We start from the raw sequence: 16649 nt of genomic DNA, 5'->3' as shown, positions 1-16649 counted from the left end.
GCACGGTCCATCATCTTCGCCCTCTCAGGTGTCGGATGATCTCGCCGATAGCGGCACCATCGATCCATTGCATGAGTTTGATGCTGATGGGAATAACGATCAGCGCGCAAAGAAAGGCCGTTACACCCTCGGTCAGAAAAGGTGCCAGCGGATGTGCGACAGGCGTAAAGAGGTATCCGACACCGGCAGACAGAAGCCAGGAACCGATGCGCTGCCAGGCCTTGAAGTTGGTGCGAGTGGTCGTGACCAGCCAGGCGCCGAGCATTGCACCGAACAGTACCTCACCATTAATAACTGGCAGTGTCGCAATCCCCATCCCCAACATGAGCCCATTGATGCCGTTGTAGGTCGAATCAGTCAGGCTCATGGGCACCTCGCGCTACGACCGAGTCCACGACGATCGCACCCGACTCGATCGCCCTGAGCAATGCGCAGGTGCGCGAGCTGACATCGAACTTTCGGCGAATATTGGCGAAGTGAAAATTGACGGTAGATTCCGTGCAATTCTCGATCCTGGCGATTTCCCAGGAAGTCTTGCCCTTGAAACACCACATCAGGATTTGTGTTTCCTTGGCCGTCAGTTTCGCCTTGGGCGTACTTCCCTCTCCACCACGAGCTGCCCCTGCCAAAGAGTCATTTGATTGTCGGGCTGTCATAAGAATCCCTCTTCGCGAGTACACCCGTCACTGGGTGTCCACTGTTAGAGAGAAATACTGACGACAAGGCCAAACCCGGACAATTGACGGGAGTTGTAGCGGCGAGCGCTACACAACACCAAGACAAGACTTAGCCGAGCACCACCAGCCTGTTCGGCAATTCGTTGCGCACATGGGTCACCGGCACATGCACCTTGAGCAGCTCGCCACAGGCTTCGACGCAGCTGACAAACCCTTGCAGCGTCTGCCCCTGCTTCACTTGCCGGGTGAACGTGGCGACGATGGCGTCCCAGTTCTTGTTGTCCAGGCGGCTGGAAATCCCTTCATCCACGAGGATTTCCACATAACGCTCGGCCTCGGATACAAAGATCAGCACGCCGGTGCTGCCTTCGGTGTGGTGCAGGTTCTGCTCCAGGAACTGCCGGCGCGCCAGGTTCGAGGCGCGCCAGTGGCGCACCGAGCGCGGGACCAGATGGGTGGTGACTTTCGGCAGGCGGAACACCAGGCACAGCACGATGAAGAGGGCCCATTGCACCATCAGCAGGCTGTGCATGGTCAGCCAGCCGGTGAGGTAATGCACGATGCCCGGCACCAGCAGCGCCAGCAGGCTGGCCCACAGCAACGGGATGTACGCATAGTCGTCGGCGCGGGCCGCGAGCACGGTCACCAGTTCTGCGTCGGTGTCGCGCTCGACCCGGGCGATTGCTTCGGCCACTTTGCGTTGTTCGTGTTCAGTCAGTAATGCCATGTCGTGAATCGCCTGCTCATTATCATTATCACCAGCCGCCGGACGAACCGCCCCCGCCGAAACTGCCCCCGCCGCCGCTGAAGCCCCCGCCTCCACCGCCGCCGCCAAAACCACCACCGCCAAAACCGCCCCCGGATCCACCGGAGCCGCCCCGGCCGGCGGGAAGGATACCGAGCATCTGACACACAAAAACAGTCAGGATGAACAGCATCACCAAAAACACGAACACCCCGGGATGGCGCGCGATGAAATCGTCCCCCGGATCGCCTCTGGATTCGTACGCCGTGGAGGGTTCGTCCAAGGGGTTGCCACCCAGCACCACCAGCATTGCCGCCACACCGTCGCTGATGCCTTTGCTGAAGTTGCCGGTCTTGAACGCCGGGGTGATGACCTGGTTGATGATCACCGAACTCTGGGCATCGGTCAGGCGATCCTCCAGGCCATAACCCACTTCGATGCGCAGCCGACGCTCGTCCCGGGCGATGATCAGCAAGGCACCGTTGTTCTTGTCTTTCTGCCCGATGCCCCAGTGGCGGCCGAGCTGGTAACCGAAGTCGGCGATGTCGGTGCCCTGCAAGTCCGGCAACGTCACCACCACAAGCTGCTCGCCGGTGGCCTGCTCATGGGCCTGAAGCTGTTGATTGAGCTGCTCGCGCACCGCAGGCTCGATCATCTGCGCGCCATCGACCACGCGCCCGGTCAGCGCCGGAAAACTCGGTTCGGCCCGGGCGGTGATCACTACCGCCCACAGCAACAGCATCAGGCCCGCTTTCAACACGCGCATTGGCAACCTCTTGCGTAGTGACGCCGATCAGCGCTTTTCAGAATTTGACCTCGGGGGTCTTTTCCGAGCCCGGTGCGGCTTCGAAGGTCTCGCGCATCGGCAGGTCGCTGTACATCACGGTGTGCCACAAACGGCCGGGGAACGTGCGGATCTCGGTGTTGTATTTCTGCACCGCGAGGATGAAGTCACGCCGGGCCACGCTGATGCGGTTCTCGGTGCCTTCCAGTTGCGACTGCAGGGCGAGGAAATTCTGGTTGGCCTTCAGATCCGGATATCGCTCGGAAACCACCATCAAACGGCTCAATGCACCGCTGAGCTGATCCTGGGCCTGCTGGTACTGCTTGAGTTTTTCCGGGTTGTCGAGGGTCGAGGCGTCCACCTGGATCGACGTGGCCTTGGCCCGGGCCTCGATGACAGCGGTCAGGGTTTCCTTCTCGTGGGCCGCATAGCCCTTGACGGTTTCCACCAGGTTGGGAATCAGGTCGGCGCGCCGTTGATACTGGTTCTGCACCTGGCCCCAGGCGGCCTTGGCCTGTTCGTCGAGGGTCGGGATGTTGTTGATGCCGCAGGCGGTCAGCAGCGTGGCCAGCATCAGCAGCGTGACGACCTGCAAACGCGAGCGGTAGGTTGGACTTACATTCATCAGGATGATGCTCCCTTGTGCATTTCATGAAAAAACCGACCGTGAAACCTTCTGGGCCGGCTCTTGGGGCATAATCGCCCGCGCCTCTGGATTGCAACGGGCCGATGGGCTAAAAAGAGGCCCTGCGCAAAAACGCATCCGCCCTCTGGCTGTCGTTTTTGGCTCTGGTTTTTTGAGCCGGCACCCGAACAACAATAGACGCTCCCTAAATTTTGGCTGGCCGGCGTGTACATCGCCGTTTGGGCCCTTGAGAAAACTATTCATGAAGAAGCTGTGTTTGCTGGGCCTGTTCGTCAGCCTGGCCAGTCATAACGTATTGGCCGCCACGACGCCCGCACCCCTGGAGAACAAGGACGCCTTCGTCAGCAACCTGATGAAGCAAATGACCCTCGATGAAAAAATCGGCCAGTTGCGCCTGATCAGCATCGGCCCGGAAATGCCTCGCGAAATGATCCGCAAGGAAATCGCGGCGGGCAACATCGGCGGTACGTTCAACTCGATCACCCGCCCGGAAAACCGGCCGATGCAGGACGCGGCCATGCGCAGCCGCCTGAAGATCCCGATGTTCTTCGCCTACGACGTGATCCACGGCCACCGCACCATTTTCCCGATTCCGCTGGCCCTGGCCTCGAGCTGGGACATGGACGCCATCGGCCTGTCGGGGCGCATCGCCGCCAAGGAAGCCGCGGCCGACAGCCTCGACATCACCTTCGCGCCGATGGTCGATATCTCCCGCGACCCACGCTGGGGCCGCACCTCCGAAGGCTTCGGCGAAGACACCTACCTGGTGTCGCGCATTGCCGGCGTGATGGTCAAGGCGTTCCAGGGCACGGGCGCGAACGCGGCCGACAGCATCATGGCCAGCGTCAAGCACTTCGCCCTGTACGGCGCGGTCGAGGGTGGCCGCGACTACAACGTGGTCGACATGAGCCCGGTCAAGATGTACCAGGATTACCTGCCGCCCTACCACGCGGCGATCGAGGCCGGCGCGGGCGGCGTGATGGTCGCGCTGAACTCGATCAACGGCGTGCCGGCCACCGCCAACACCTGGCTGATGAACGACCTGCTGCGCAAGGAATGGGGGTTCAAGGGCCTGGCCGTCAGTGACCACGGGGCGATTTTCGAGCTGATCAAGCACGGCGTTGCCGCCGACGGTCGCGAAGCGGCGAAGCTGGCGATCAAGGCCGGCATCCACATGAGCATGAACGACACCCTGTACGGCAAAGAGCTGCCAGGGCTGCTCAAGTCCGGCGAGATCCAGCAGAGCGATATCGACAACGCGGTGCGTGCGGTGCTGGGCGCCAAGTACGACATGGGCCTGTTCAAGGACCCGTACCTGCGCATCGGCAAGGCCGAGGACGATCCGGTCGACACCTACGCCGACAGCCGCCTGCACCGCGCCGAGGCCCGTGATGTGGCGCGCCGCAGCCAGGTGCTGTTGAAGAACCGGAACGAAACCCTGCCGCTGAAGAAAACCGCGAAAATCGCCCTGGTCGGCCCGCTGGCCAAGGCGCCTATCGACATGATGGGCAGCTGGGCCGCTGCCGGTCGCCCTGCTCAATCGGTGACCCTGTTCGACGGCATGAGCAACGCCCTGGGCGACAAGTCGACACTGATCTACGCCCGTGGCGCCAACATCACCAGCGACCCGAAAATCCTCGGTTACCTGAACTTCCTCAACTTCGACGCGCCGGAAGTGGTGGATGACCCGCGCCCGGCCAACGTATTGATCGACGAAGCGGTGAAAGCGGCCAAGGATGCCGATGTGGTCGTTGCCGCCGTCGGCGAATCCCGTGGCATGTCCCACGAGTCGTCGAGCCGCACCGACCTGAACATCCCGGAAAACCAGCGCGAGCTGATCCGCGCCCTGAAAGCCACCGGCAAACCGCTGGTGCTGGTGTTGATGAACGGCCGCCCGCTGACGATCCTCGAAGAGAAGGAACAGGCTGACGCGATCCTGGAAACCTGGTTCAGCGGCACCGAGGGCGGCAACGCCATCGCCGACGTGCTGTTCGGCGACTACAACCCGTCGGGCAAACTGCCGATCAGCATCCCGCGCTCGGTAGGCCAGATTCCGACCTACTACAACCACCTGACCATCGGCCGGCCGTTCACCCCTGGCAAACCGGGCAACTACACCTCGCAGTACTTCGATGACACCACGGGCCCGCTGTTCCCGTTCGGTTATGGCCTGAGCTACACCGATTTCGCCCTGAGCGACATGGCCCTGTCGTCGACCACGCTGAACAAGACCGGCAAGCTCGACGCCAGTGTCACGGTGAAAAACACCGGCAAGCGTGACGGCGAGACCGTGGTGCAGTTGTACATCCAGGATGTGGCCGGTTCGATGATCCGCCCGATCAAGGAACTGAAGAACTTCCAGAAAGTGATGATCAAGGCCGGCGAGCAGAAAGTCGTGCACTTCACCATCACCGAGGACGACCTGAAGTTCTACAACGCCCAGCTCAAATACGCGGCGGAACCGGGCAAGTTCAACGTGCAGATCGGCCTGGATTCAGAGGACGTGACGCAGCAGAGTTTTGAGTTGCTGTAACCGTTCAAACACTGCAAAAACCTGTGGGAGCGGGCTTGCCCGCGATGAGGCCATAACATCCAACATCCAAGTTGCCTGTTAAGCCGCCATCGCGGGCAAGCCCGCTCCCACAGTGGTTTGTGGTGTTCAAAAGATCGGCGTCAACCCCGTCGATCCAGCAGATTCACCACCACCCGATCCACCCATCCCCACACCCGCTGCTTGACCCGTCGCCACAGTGGCCGGCGCCGCCACTCTTCCAGGCTGACTTGCTCGCTCAACCCGAAGTCCCGTTCGAAACTCGTCGCTACCGCCCGGGTCAGTCCGGGGTCCAGCGCTTCCAGGTTGGCTTCCAGGTTGAAACGCAGGTTCCAGTGATCGAAATTGCACGAGCCGATGCTCACCCAGTCATCGATCAGGACCATTTTCAGGTGCAGGAAACATGGCTGGTACTCGAAGATCTTCACCCCGGCCTTGAGCAGTCGCGGGTAGTAGCGATGCCCGGCGTAGCGCACGGACGGGTGATCGGTTCGCGGGCCGGTCAGCAGCAACCGCACATCGACGCCCCGGGCGGCGGCCCGGCGCAGGGAACGGCGGACTTTCCAGGTCGGCAGAAAGTACGGTGTGGCCAGCCAGATCCGGCGCTGGCCGCTGTTCAGGGCACGCACCAGCGATTGCAGTATGTCCCGGTGCTGGCGGGCGTCGGCATAGGCCACCCGGCCCATGCCCTCGCCTATGGACGGCACCCGTGGCAGGCGCGGCAAGCCGAAATGCGAGGCCGGTCGCCAGGCGCGACGATGGCGGTTGGCGATCCACTGACGGTCGAACAGCAACTGCCAGTCGAGCACCAGCGGGCCGGTGATTTCCACCATCACCTCATGCCATTCGCTGACGTCTTCGCCCGGTGTCCAGAACTCATCCGTCACACCCGTACCGCCGACCACGGCCAGGCTCTGGTCCACCAGCAGCAGCTTGCGGTGATCGCGGTAGAAGTTGCCGACCCAACGTCGCCAACTCAGGCGATTGTAAAAACGCAGCTCCACACCGGCGGACAACAGCCGCTGACGCAAGGCCAGGGTGAAGGCGAGGCTGCCGTAATCATCGAACAGGCAGCGCACCCGCACACCGCGCTCGGCGGCCTGCACCAAGGCCTGGACCATGGCTTCGGCGCAGGCGCCCGCCTCCACCAGATACAGCTCCAGTTCGACCTGTTCTTCAGCCCGGGCAATCGCCACCAGCATGCGCGGAAAAAACTGCGGACCATCGACCAGCAGTTCGAAGTGGTTGCCTTCACGCCATGGAAAAATCGCTCCGGCCATGTCAGCGCGCCGCGAAAATCAGTACCGCACTCACCGGTACCGACAGGCTGATCGCCGACAAACCGGCCATTTTGCGCAACGCTTCCAGGCCGGGAGCCAAATCGAAATCTTCGGCGTTGATCACCAGCGGCTCGAGGGTCACCACCTGAAAGCGCCGGTCATCGAGACGGGTCGCCAGCAGTTGGGCGTTGTACTCATGTTGTTTGCCGTGCAGGTCGACCGTCAGCGGCAGGCGCAATTCCAGCTGCGCACCGGGAGCGAGGTCGTTGATCGGGCGCAGATCGATTTTCGTGGTGATCAAGGCCTCGGCAAACCGGTCGATCTGGAACAGCTCCTTGCGCATGCGCTCGTCGCGCAGCGCAATGCCGCTGTTGATCGACTCCAGCTCGACTTCCACCCGCGCCAGCCCCTCGGGATCGACCTTGCCGTGCAACACCAGAAAGCGCTGCACTTCGGAAACATTGGCACTCTTGGTGCTGACGAATGACAGGCGCGAAGACTCGCCGTCGAGGTACCAGTCGGCGCGGGCCGACAACGCGGCGCCGGTCAGCAGCAGGAAAGTGAGGGTTTGGAGAGTGGAGCGCTTGAACATAGAGACTCGTCAGGCAAAGAAACCTGTGCTGAACCTTAACTGGCCTGACACAGGTTGCAAGAAATGTGTTGCCTTGAGTCTCTAAACCGCCACAAGTTCCTCTCAGGCCATCGCCTGTTGCACATTGCCAATGGTGGTGGCCAGGCTGTTGAGGTGCAGGTTGAGTACCCGTTCCACCGGCGCCTGATCCATCGGCCAGTGCAGCGCCATGCTGCCGACCAGACGGCCATCAGTGCGGATCGGCAGGGCCACCGCGCGAATCAGGAAGGGCAGGCGCACCGGATATTCCCAATAACCCTCGGTGCGCTGGCCGAAGCCTTGGTGCAATGCCTGCTCACGGGTGTTGAACAGGGATTCGTCCGTCATTAGCTCACGGCTGGCCAGGCGCTCCACCTCATGGCGGTCCAGTTCGCCCAGGCAGGCCCGGCCCATGGCCGAATGGAACAGGCTGGCGTGCTGGCCGACGATCTGGCAGTTGTTTGGATATCGCTTGCGCAGCACCGTGGGGATCGCGCTTTCCATGACCTCGATCCGCTCGCCGTCAAAGCACGACAGGTCCGCCACCAGCCCGGTGCGCTCGCTCAACTCCAGCAACAGCGGAGCGGCGTTTTCCACCAGCCGCCGCTTGAAGCGCTGCTGACTGTCACCAAACAGGCGCTTGGCGCACAACCGGTAACGCCGATCGCTCAGGCCGCGATAGATCCAGCCCTGCTCCTGCAACGTCAGCAACATGCGCGACACCGTGGCCTTGGGCAAGGCTGTCAGGTAGTGCAACTCCTCCAGCCCCAACGCCTGATGCTCACCCAGCAACTCGACAATCGCCAGGGCGCGCTCGACGGAACGCACGCTGCCGGATTCTGCCTTGCTCTCCATAGGTTCGATCTCCCTAAGCGCAGATGGATGTTCAATTTGCGCAGCAAGATGCGGGCCCATCGGCCAGTCTCAGGCATGTTGCAGACAGCCGGGCGGCCTGCGTTTGACCCATTGAGTCAACTGTTCATGGGCATACGCCAGTTGCAAAACCGCAAGGTCAGCATGAGCCCGGCCTATGATTTGCAGGCCCATCGGCAGTCCGGCCGGGTTGAACCCCACCGGCACACTCATGCTCGGCAAGCCGGCCAGGGTCGGCCCGATGACAACCTCCATCCAGCGGTGGTAAGTGTCCATGCTCTGGCCGCCAACGAAGCGCGGCCACGGAGTTTGTGCATCAAAAGGAAACACTTGGGTGGTGGGCAGCAACAGAAAATCGTAACGCTCGAACAATTCGTTCAACGCCCGATACCACTCGCTGCGACTGACCGAGGCCTGATAGACATCCGCCGCCGTCAGACGCAGCCCGCCTTCGACTTCCCATCGGGCTTCGGGTTTGAGTAGTTCGCGTTTTTGCGCGTCGGCATACAGCCCGCCGAGGCTGCCTTGCACCAGCCAGTGGCGATGCACCAGCCAGGTTTGCCACAGGCGCTCCATGGAGAAATCCGGCTGACAGGCCTCGACCTTGCAACCCAGTGTCGCGAAGTCCTGCAACGCCGATTCACACAGCCCCATGACACCGGGGTCCATCGGCAGGTAGCCGTTGTAGTCCCCCAGCCAGCCGAGCCGCACATCCCTGAAATCCTGCTGCAACGACTGGTGAAACACCGCCGGATCCTCAGTCAGCGACAACGGCACGCGCGGGTCGTACCCGGCCTGGGTGCCGAGCAAACGGGCAACATCGGTGACCGTGCGGCCCATCGGTCCTTCGGTGGCCAGTTGCTGGACGAACATTTCCGGCCCGGGCCCGAATGGCACACGCCCCTGGGATGGACGAAATCCATAGACGTTGTTGAACGCCGCCGGATTGCGCAGCGAGCCCATCATGTCGCTGCCGTCGGCCACCGGCAGCATGCGCAACGCCAGCGCCACCGCCGCCCCGCCACTGCTGCCGCCGGCAACCAGGGTCGGGTCGTAGGCGTTGGTGGTGGTACCGAACACGCTGTTGAAGGTTTGCGAGCCGAGGCCGAATTCCGGGACGTTGCTCTTACCGATGATGATTGCCCCGCAGTCACGCACCCGCGCCACGCTGATGGCGTCGTGTTGCGGAACCTGCTCGGCGAACAGTGGCGAGCCCAGGGTAGTGCGCAAACCGACGGTGGCCGCCAGGTCTTTGACCGCCTGCGGCATGCCGTGCATCCAGCCACGGGACTGGCCCCGCTCGAGTTGGCGATCACACTCGTCGGCCTCTGCCAGCAACGCCTCGGCCGGACGCAGGGACACCAGCGCATTGACCAGCGGGTTGAAGCGTTCGATCTGCGCCAGATAAGCCTGCATCACCTCGCGGCAGGACACCTGCCGCCCATGAATGGCCCCGGACAGCACGTCGGCGTCCATTTCAACAATCGGATGGCTGCTCAAGATTTCACCCCAAGATTGAGTTCAACGGATCTTTTTGCCCGTGGTGCTTCCTGCATGCAGTAGGTGCCGAGCAACGTCAGCAAGCAGGCGAACAACACGTAGAACGATGGCGCCACCGGTGTCGCCAGGACCTTGCTCAACCAGGTGACGATCAGCGGCGCAAATCCGCCGAAGACCATGACCGCGACGTTGTAAGCCACCGACACCCCGGTGGAGCGCACTTCGATGGGAAACTGCTCGGCCAGCGCGGTCGGGGCCGGGCCGAAAAACCCGCCGATCGCACTGCACAGCAACAGCTGCATCACCAGCAAACGCTCCACCGATGGCGCCGCCGCCACCCACACGTACAAGGGATACACCATCAGGAAAAACGCCAGGGTGAAGGCCATCAACACCGGGCGGCGACCGAGGCGGTCCGACAGTGCGCCGGATAAGGGAATGACCACGGTCATCAGCGCCACCGCGAGCATTTGCACGAGCAGCACCTGATCCAGCGGCAGGCCGAGATTCTTGTGGGCGAAGGTCGGCATGTTCACCAACACCACGTAGAACGACACGGTCGCGCCACAGGCCAGGCCCATCGACACCAGAATGCTGCGTCGGTGTAAACGGATCACTTGCATCAGGCCTGGGCTCGCACCTTTGGCCTGTTTACGCGCTTCAAGAAACTCCTCCGGCTCTTCCATGTGCTTGCGAATCCACAGCCCGACCGGGCCGATCAGCAGACCCAGCACAAAGGGAATCCGCCAGCCCCAGCTCTCAAGTGCCTCAGGGGACAGCAGGTGGGTGAACAATGCGACCATCGCCGCCCCGGAGAACACTGCCAGGCATTGCCCGACCAATTGCCACGAGCCGTACAAACCCTTGCGGTGCGCGGGTGCGCTCTCCACCAGGAACGCCGTGGCGCTGGCGTATTCGCCACCCGTGGCGAAGCCTTGCAGCATCCGCGCAACCACGATCAACAGTGGCGCACCCATGCCGATAGCGGCGTAGTTCGGTGCAAACGCAATCAGTGCGATGGATACAGTCATCAGGCGAATGATCATCTGCATCGCCGCCTTACGCCCTTTGCGGTCCGAATACATGCCCAGCAAAATGCCGCCCACCGGACGCATGAAAAAGCCGACGCCGAAAGTCGCCAGAGCCATCAGCAAGGAGGCGTATTCGTCGTCAGACGGGAAAAACTGCCGGGCGATGATGCTCGCGAGAAAGCCGTAAACGATGAAGTCATACCATTCCAGCGCGTTGCCGATAACCGCGGCGACCACCTGCCGGGTGCGCGAAACGCCTGTGCTCGAAGTCTGCATGGGGGAACTCTCCAGAAACCTGTTGGGTAACGGCGGGCACGACAGCGCGTGCCCGGTCCAGCGGCAGTAGACAGTGGCGGGAATCAGGCCGGCTTGAGCCAGCTCTCGGTCAGCGCGCCCCAGTACGCGGCACCGGTCAGCAGGATGTCGTCGTTGAAGTCATACGCAGGGTTGTGGACCATCGGCCGGGACACGCCATTGCCGATGAACAGGTAGGCGCCGGGGCAGCGTTGCAGCATCCAGGCGAAGTCTTCGCTGCCCATGAGCTTGGGTGTGTTGCCGTCCACCGCATCAGCGCCAACCAACTCGACACCGACCTGACGGGCGAACTCGGTTTCGGTGGCGTGGTTGACCAGCACCGGATAAGCCGGACGATGTTCAATGCGTGAGCTGCAACCGAAGCTTTGCGCCTGGGACTCGATGATTGCGCGCACACGTTCGAGGGTCTGCTCGCGCACCTGGGCGTTCAGCGCCCGCAGGCTCAGGCGCAGGATCGCCTGTTGTGGAATGACGTTGGCCGCCTCCCCGGCCTGCAGCGCCCCGACCGTGACCACCGCCGCCTGCTGCGCATCGATGTTGCGCGCGACCACGGTCTGCAGGGCCATGACCACACTGGCTGCCGCCACCAGCGGATCGACCGCCAGATGCGGCATCGAGCCGTGGCCGCCGACCCCTTCGATGGTGACGTTAAGCAAATCCTGCGAGGCCATCATCGGCCCCTCGCGAAAACCCAAATGGCCGGCGGGCAGCCCCGGCATGTTGTGCATGCCGAACAACGCGTCGCAGGGGAAACGTTCGAGCAAGCCATCGGCGAGCATTGCCTCGGCGCCGCCCTGGCCCTCTTCGGCAGGCTGGAAAATCAACGTCAGGGTGCCGTCGAACTGGCGGGTCGCCGCCAGGTAGCGCGCCGCGCCCAGCAACATCGTGGTGTGACCGTCATGCCCACAGGCATGCATGCAGCCCTGATGTCGGCTGCTGTAGGTTGCGCCGGTGTTCTCGATGATCGGCAGCGCGTCCATGTCCGCCCGCAGCCCAAGTCTGCGCGGGCTGCTGCCGTTACGCAGGACGCCGACCACACCGGTCTTGCCGACCCCGGTGTGCACCTCGTAACCCCAATCCCTCAGGGACTTGGCCACCAGCGCCGAGGTACGGTTTTCCTCGAAGCCGAGTTCCGGGTGGGCGTGGATGTCCTGGCGGGTGGCGTGCAGGTCGCTGGCCACGTCGTTGAGCCAGGCAAGGATGTGCTGATATCGGGTCATGACGATTGTCCTCGGGCCGGGTGTAGTCCCGTTCTTGTTGTTCGCTGTGATTTCGCGACACGTCAAAGGCAGGTCGCGCTCACCGCCAGATAACCGCGAGTCGCGCGCCAGGACAATCGAATGTGGTTCCACAGGGTGGAACCTGAAGGGAAATCAGGGCTGCAAGCGGCAACCCTGGCGCTCGCCGACCCACACCGCGCTGTTGCTGCGGCCCATGCCGCTGACCGTGACACGCTTGCCGGCCGGGTCATCGGCAAAGCCGCTGGCGGGTAGCCACTGTTTCACATAACCGTGGCAGTACTCGGCATCGTTGTTCATCACGTAGCGGCACGAACAGTACTCCTTGGCGGTGTAAGCGCTGATGATGTCGGGGAACGCCCACAGCGCCACCCGCTCGTGCCAGATCCAGCCGAGCAAGGCAATTAGCAGAATCAGCAACAGAGAGCTGATCGGTCGACGGCGAATGAAAGCGCTCATGGCAGCACCTTTCCGGAAAAGGCCTTGAGCGCGAATTTGAGCAATTCGTTGTGCCGGTAGCTGCCGTCGCGGTCATCGCCATAGCGCACGATCACCAGCTGTTCACTGGGGATCACGTACATTGCCTGGCCCCAATGACCCAACGCGGCGAAGGTGTCGGCGGGGGCGTCGGGCCAGGGTCGTGCCGCCCCCTCGACGGCTCGATTGAGCCACCATTGACCGCCGGGGACGGCATCGTCTTCGTGTGCGTGATAGTGAGCGAACGGTTCGCGGTTGAACGCCACCCAATCCTTGGGCAGCAGTTGCTTGTCTGCCCAGCGACCCTCGCGGGCCATCAACAGACCGACCCGGGCCAGGTCCCGTGCAGTGAGGTAGGCATAGGACGACGCGACGAAAGTGCCCGTGGCATCTGTTTCCCAGATCGCGTGGCGAATGCCCAGCGGTTCGAACAATGCAGTCCACGGAAAGTCGGGATAACGGCCGGGACCGACGATGGTTTTCAGCGCGGCGGACAACAGGTTGCTGTCGCCGCTGGAGTAGCGAAATGCCTGGCCTGGCGCCGCGTAGGCAGCATGGGCTGCGGTGAACGCGGCCATGTCGTGGTGACCGCGGGTGTAGAGCATGGCCACCACCGACGATTTCAGCGGCGCGTATTCGTAGTCTTCTTGCCAATCCAGGCCCGAGGCCCAGTGCATCAGGTCGGCCATGGTCAGGCCGGGGGATTTTTGCAGGGGCGGATAAAACTTCGCCACAGGGTCGTCGAGCTTGAACAACCCTTCGCCGTAGGCCACACCAAGGACCGTGGCCATCAGGCTCTTGCTGATCGACCAGGCCAGGTGCGGCGTCTCGGCCGTCGTCGGGCCGGCGTAGCGTTCGTAGATCAACCGGCCGTCGCGAATCACCAGCAAGGCATCGGTGCGAATGCCCTGGCGAGTGGTGTCATCGCGGGACGGGAAGGCGTAGGCCTCCAGGGCTTGCAGCGCCGGACCGGTCGGCGTCGGGGTGGTCAGCCATTGCTCCGCGGGCCAGGATTCGGCCCGGGCCGTGAAGCTGAGCAACAGCAGGAACATCAGGGACAAGCCTTTGGGCATGGCGAGAGCTCGGAGATTGAACCTGCTGAGCCTAGTCGAGGTTGATGACAGTTCTGAAGTGTGCGCTGCCTGTGAGGGCCTCATCGCTGGCAAGCCAGCTCCCACAGGGATCTCGCTCACACCAAAGATCCCCTGTGGGAGCTGGCTTGCCAGCGATGAGGCCAGTCAATTCAACGAATATTGCGCCAGTGCCTTGGCCAACCGCTTCCCCCTAGCCCCCGCCGCCAACTCCATCACCGCCTGATCCCGCTGCCACATCGTCGCCCACTCTGGAGGCCCTCCAGCCAGCGCCTCATTCACCTCGGCCTTGAGCCCTTCGAACTGTGCAAACAACCCGCCCAGCACCACATGCCCGGCCAGGCTGGTCGGTGGCTGGCGACTGGTTTCCGCACACCCGGCCAAAAGCCCCAGCAAGCGCAATTGCAGGCCCTGCGGCCAATCGCATTCCTGACCGACGCCATACAACCACGCTGTCATCGCACTCAGCACATAGATGTCTTCCAGCGTGCGGAACGGTTTGACGTACGCATCCCAACCATCCCCCGCGAGCAGCTCGCACAACGCATTATCCAGAATCAACCGGCCATGGCTGATGTCCGGCATCAACGGGATCGGCGTCAGTTTTTCCACGCGCACACCCGGCTCATCGCGATAGATCACCGCCAGGCTCAAGCGTGGGTCGGCGTCGGCTTCCTCATTACGCGCCGCCACCAGCAACCAGTCGGCGGCGTCGCCGGCGGTGACGAAATCCTTGCGTCCGCTCAGGCGCAAGCCACTCAGTCGGGTCTGCATGTCCGCCGGGCGCAGGCTGCGCTGTTCGGTGGCGCACAACGCGCCGAGGCTCAGCGGCGCGCTCGGCCAGAGCATGCGCAATGCCGCTTGGTAGCCCACCAGAAACGCCAGCCCCGGCGTCGCCATCAACCGCCCGCCCAGCACCGCCAATTCAAACGGCGTAACCGTACCCAACTGCTGCAACAAGGTCGCGAAACCTTCGGCCAGGTCCGGGTTGGCGGGCAAGCGATCACGGCGGTTCAACAGGGTTTGCCAGGGCATAAGAGGCTCCTTGTGGGCTGTCATATAAGCATCACCAAAGCTTAATGGCGATGACACCGGGGCTACATAGCCTGACTTTGCACAACACGGCTAGACAAAGAAAGTCGATTCGCTGTAGCCCAAAGACGGGTGAGCAGCCCGCACGGAGATTCGTCATGACTCAGATCGCCCGCATCAGCGACACCGGCAACGAACGCCGCCTGCAAGCCGAACGCCTGGTGGGTGCCGAGGCTTTGCAGGAAGCCCAGGCCTTGCGCTTCAACGTGTTCAGCGGCGAATTCAACGCCAAACTCAAGGGTGCCGAGCTGGGTCTGGACATGGATGACTACGACGTTCACTGCGCTCACATCGGCGTGCGTGACCTGAACACCGGGCGTCTGGTGGCGACCACCCGTTTGCTCGACCACACGGCGGCCAGCAGCCTGGGCAGGTTCTACAGCGAAGAAGAATTCAGCCTCCACGGCCTGGTGCACCTGCAAGGCCCGATCCTGGAAATCGGTCGCACCTGCGTCGACCCGGCCTACCGTAACGGCGGCACCATCGCTGTGCTCTGGGGCGAACTGGCGGAAGTCCTGAACCAGGGTGGCTACAGCTACCTGATGGGTTGCGCGAGCATTCCGATGCAGGATGGCGGCGTGCAGGCCCACGCGATCATGCAGCGTCTGCGCGAGCGCTACCTGTGCACCGAACACCTGCGCGCCGAGCCGAAAAAACCGCTGCCGAGCCTGGACATCCCGTCGAACGTGATTGCCGAAATGCCACCGCTGCTCAAGGCCTACATGCGCCTGGGCGCGAAGATTTGCGGCGAGCCTTGCTGGGACGAAGACTTCCAGGTCGCCGACGTGTTCATCCTGCTCAAGCGCGACGAACTCTGCCCGCGCTACGCCAAACACTTCAAGGCGGCGGTGTAATGAGCCGGTTGCGCGTGTACGCGCGAGTCGCGCGAGTGCTGCTGGTGGTGACGCTGGGGCTGGGCATGGCCAGTGTGTTCGGGGTGTTCGAGCGCCTGGGACTGGCCCATTCGATGGCGCGCCGGCAGCGCTGGTCGCGTTTTTTCATGGCCCGCCTGAGCAACGCCCTACCCTTCGACGTGACCGTCCACGGCGAGTTGCCGAAGGCGCCGATGCTCTGGGTCAGCAACCACGTGTCCTGGACCGACATCCCGCTGCTGGGCATGCTCACGCCGCTGTCGTTCCTGTCCAAGGCCGAAGTGCGCACCTGGCCTGTGGCCGGTTGGTTGGCGGCCAAGGCCGGCAGCCTGTTCATCCGTCGTGGCTCGGGTGACAGCCAGTTGATCCGCAAGCAGATGACCCGTCATCTGGAACAGGCACACCCACTGCTGATGTTCCCGGAAGGCACCACCACCGATGGCCGTTCGCTGCGTACGTTCCATGGCCGCCTGTTGTCCGCCGCCATCGATTCCGAAGTGGCGATGCAGCCGGTGGCGATTCGTTACGTGCGTGACGGCAGGCCTTGCGCACTGGCGCCATTCATTGGCGACGATGATCTGCTCTCGCACCTGATGCGCCTGTTCGGCAACGACCGTGGCGGCGTGGAGATTCATCTGCTCAAGCCGATCGCTTGCGAAGGTCGGGAACGCGCGGCATTGGCGTTCGAGGCGCAGCAGGCGGTGCAGAAGGTGTTATTCGGGGCGATTCCGGAAAAACAGCAAGTTCCAATGCGCCCCGCAATTGCTGCGTAAACACACATCCCTGTGGGAGCGGGCTTGCCCGCGATGGCGGCTTAGCATTCAACTGTGATGTTGAATGAATTACCGCAATCGCGGGCAAGCCCGC

General features: G+C 62.7%; 17 protein-coding genes. 3 read left to right on the top strand and 14 right to left on the bottom strand.

The window, feature by feature from the left end; all coding sequences use genetic code 11:
* Positions 1-10: 10 nt before the first annotated feature.
* From EI969_RS18675 to EI969_RS18655, 5 genes are all read right to left on the bottom strand, one after another.
* A complete protein-coding gene (locus EI969_RS18675) occupies positions 11-367 on the bottom strand; it encodes a putative holin (RefSeq protein ID WP_160389093.1) in 357 nt (118 codons plus the stop codon).
* Complete coding sequence (locus EI969_RS18670) at positions 354-656, bottom strand: helix-turn-helix domain-containing protein (RefSeq protein ID WP_160389092.1); 303 nt, start codon at positions 654-656, stop codon at positions 354-356. Before EI969_RS18670 ends, EI969_RS18675 begins: the two co-directional genes overlap by 14 nt.
* A 130-nt stretch (positions 657-786) precedes the next feature.
* On the bottom strand, positions 787-1404 hold the full coding sequence (locus EI969_RS18665) for a TPM domain-containing protein (RefSeq protein ID WP_160389091.1): 618 nt from the start codon (positions 1402-1404) through the stop codon (positions 787-789).
* Between the two features lie 28 nt (positions 1405-1432).
* Complete coding sequence (locus EI969_RS18660) at positions 1433-2188, bottom strand: YgcG family protein (protein ID WP_160389090.1); 756 nt, start codon at positions 2186-2188, stop codon at positions 1433-1435.
* Between the two features lie 37 nt (positions 2189-2225).
* Positions 2226-2831 carry a LemA family protein gene (locus EI969_RS18655; protein WP_160389089.1) on the bottom strand — a complete coding sequence of 202 codons (606 nt, stop codon included), beginning with the start codon at positions 2829-2831 and terminating at the stop codon, positions 2226-2228.
* Between the two features lie 262 nt (positions 2832-3093).
* Between EI969_RS18655 and bglX the strand changes: the two genes are divergently transcribed.
* Positions 3094-5385, top strand: a complete 2292-nt coding sequence (bglX, locus tag EI969_RS18650; RefSeq protein ID WP_160389088.1) for a beta-glucosidase BglX — start codon at positions 3094-3096, stop codon at positions 5383-5385.
* Positions 5386-5525: 140 nt separating this feature from the next.
* On the opposite strand, the gene EI969_RS18645 is transcribed toward bglX, so the two are convergent.
* The 9 genes from EI969_RS18645 to EI969_RS18605 form a co-directional block, all read right to left on the bottom strand.
* Entirely contained in the window at positions 5526-6683 is a 1158-nt protein-coding gene (locus tag EI969_RS18645; RefSeq protein WP_160389087.1) for a phosphatidylserine/phosphatidylglycerophosphate/cardiolipin synthase family protein, read from the bottom strand.
* Position 6684: 1 nt separating this feature from the next.
* Positions 6685-7275, bottom strand: a complete 591-nt coding sequence (locus EI969_RS18640; protein ID WP_160389086.1) for a YceI family protein — start codon at positions 7273-7275, stop codon at positions 6685-6687.
* Positions 7276-7377: 102 nt separating this feature from the next.
* Positions 7378-8148 carry an IclR family transcriptional regulator gene (locus tag EI969_RS18635; RefSeq protein WP_160389085.1) on the bottom strand — a complete coding sequence of 257 codons (771 nt, stop codon included), beginning with the start codon at positions 8146-8148 and terminating at the stop codon, positions 7378-7380.
* Positions 8149-8217: 69 nt separating this feature from the next.
* The gene (locus EI969_RS18630) at positions 8218-9669 is read right to left on the bottom strand and encodes an amidase (RefSeq protein ID WP_371926001.1); all 1452 of its coding nucleotides are present in this window, start codon (positions 9667-9669) and stop codon (positions 8218-8220) included.
* Complete coding sequence (locus tag EI969_RS18625) at positions 9663-10973, bottom strand: citrate-proton symporter (protein WP_160389084.1); 1311 nt, start codon at positions 10971-10973, stop codon at positions 9663-9665. Before EI969_RS18625 ends, EI969_RS18630 begins: the two co-directional genes overlap by 7 nt.
* Before the next feature lie 83 nt (positions 10974-11056).
* On the bottom strand, positions 11057-12232 hold the full coding sequence (locus EI969_RS18620) for a M20 aminoacylase family protein (protein ID WP_160389083.1): 1176 nt from the start codon (positions 12230-12232) through the stop codon (positions 11057-11059).
* A 153-nt stretch (positions 12233-12385) separates the two neighbouring features.
* On the bottom strand, positions 12386-12709 hold the full coding sequence (locus EI969_RS18615; protein ID WP_160389082.1) for an amidase: 324 nt from the start codon (positions 12707-12709) through the stop codon (positions 12386-12388).
* Positions 12706-13800: a serine hydrolase gene (locus EI969_RS18610; protein WP_160389081.1), complete on the bottom strand. Its 1095-nt coding sequence runs from the start codon at positions 13798-13800 to the stop codon at positions 12706-12708. The genes EI969_RS18615 and EI969_RS18610 overlap by 4 nt, the downstream gene beginning before the upstream one ends.
* Positions 13801-13965: 165 nt before the next feature.
* Positions 13966-14853 carry an acyl-CoA dehydrogenase family protein gene (locus EI969_RS18605; RefSeq protein ID WP_160389080.1) on the bottom strand — a complete coding sequence of 296 codons (888 nt, stop codon included), beginning with the start codon at positions 14851-14853 and terminating at the stop codon, positions 13966-13968.
* Between the two features lie 155 nt (positions 14854-15008).
* On the opposite strand from EI969_RS18605, the gene olsB reads away from it, so the two are divergent.
* Positions 15009-15764: an L-ornithine N(alpha)-acyltransferase gene (gene olsB / locus EI969_RS18600; RefSeq protein ID WP_103394524.1), complete on the top strand. Its 756-nt coding sequence runs from the start codon at positions 15009-15011 to the stop codon at positions 15762-15764.
* Positions 15764-16555, top strand: a complete 792-nt coding sequence (locus tag EI969_RS18595) for a lysophospholipid acyltransferase family protein (RefSeq protein WP_160389079.1) — start codon at positions 15764-15766, stop codon at positions 16553-16555. The genes olsB and EI969_RS18595 overlap by 1 nt, the downstream gene beginning before the upstream one ends.
* The last annotated feature ends 94 nt before the right edge of the window (positions 16556-16649 follow it).

Source organism: Pseudomonas sp. PB101 (assembly GCF_009764265.1).
Taxonomy (GTDB): Bacteria; Pseudomonadota; Gammaproteobacteria; order Pseudomonadales; family Pseudomonadaceae; genus Aquipseudomonas.
The sequence above is the reverse complement of the archived record's forward strand: the minus strand, read 5'-3'. Positions and strand labels throughout refer to the sequence as shown.

What these genes read in the sequence shown, in the direction of transcription:
- EI969_RS18635 (WP_160389085.1), bottom strand. Translation starts at nt 8,148, where the DNA reads ATGGAGAGCAAGGCAGAATCCGGCAGCGTGCGTTCCGTCGAGCGCGCC.
- EI969_RS18660 (WP_160389090.1), bottom strand. Translation starts at nt 2,188, where the DNA reads ATGCGCGTGTTGAAAGCGGGCCTGATGCTGTTGCTGTGGGCGGTAGTG.
- EI969_RS18640 (WP_160389086.1), bottom strand. Translation starts at nt 7,275, where the DNA reads ATGTTCAAGCGCTCCACTCTCCAAACCCTCACTTTCCTGCTGCTGACC.
- EI969_RS18595 (WP_160389079.1), top strand. Translation starts at nt 15,764, where the DNA reads ATGAGCCGGTTGCGCGTGTACGCGCGAGTCGCGCGAGTGCTGCTGGTG.
- EI969_RS18605 (WP_160389080.1), bottom strand. Translation starts at nt 14,853, where the DNA reads ATGCCCTGGCAAACCCTGTTGAACCGCCGTGATCGCTTGCCCGCCAAC.
- EI969_RS18620 (WP_160389083.1), bottom strand. Translation starts at nt 12,232, where the DNA reads ATGACCCGATATCAGCACATCCTTGCCTGGCTCAACGACGTGGCCAGC.
- EI969_RS18655 (WP_160389089.1), bottom strand. Translation starts at nt 2,831, where the DNA reads ATGAATGTAAGTCCAACCTACCGCTCGCGTTTGCAGGTCGTCACGCTG.
- EI969_RS18675 (WP_160389093.1), bottom strand. Translation starts at nt 367, where the DNA reads ATGAGCCTGACTGATTCGACCTACAACGGCATCAATGGGCTCATGTTG.
- EI969_RS18670 (WP_160389092.1), bottom strand. Translation starts at nt 656, where the DNA reads ATGACAGCCCGACAATCAAATGACTCTTTGGCAGGGGCAGCTCGTGGT.
- EI969_RS18625 (WP_160389084.1), bottom strand. Translation starts at nt 10,973, where the DNA reads ATGCAGACTTCGAGCACAGGCGTTTCGCGCACCCGGCAGGTGGTCGCC.
- EI969_RS18610 (WP_160389081.1), bottom strand. Translation starts at nt 13,800, where the DNA reads ATGCCCAAAGGCTTGTCCCTGATGTTCCTGCTGTTGCTCAGCTTCACG.
- olsB (WP_103394524.1), top strand. Translation starts at nt 15,009, where the DNA reads ATGACTCAGATCGCCCGCATCAGCGACACCGGCAACGAACGCCGCCTG.
- bglX (WP_160389088.1), top strand. Translation starts at nt 3,094, where the DNA reads ATGAAGAAGCTGTGTTTGCTGGGCCTGTTCGTCAGCCTGGCCAGTCAT.
- EI969_RS18615 (WP_160389082.1), bottom strand. Translation starts at nt 12,709, where the DNA reads ATGAGCGCTTTCATTCGCCGTCGACCGATCAGCTCTCTGTTGCTGATT.
- EI969_RS18645 (WP_160389087.1), bottom strand. Translation starts at nt 6,683, where the DNA reads ATGGCCGGAGCGATTTTTCCATGGCGTGAAGGCAACCACTTCGAACTG.
- EI969_RS18665 (WP_160389091.1), bottom strand. Translation starts at nt 1,404, where the DNA reads ATGGCATTACTGACTGAACACGAACAACGCAAAGTGGCCGAAGCAATC.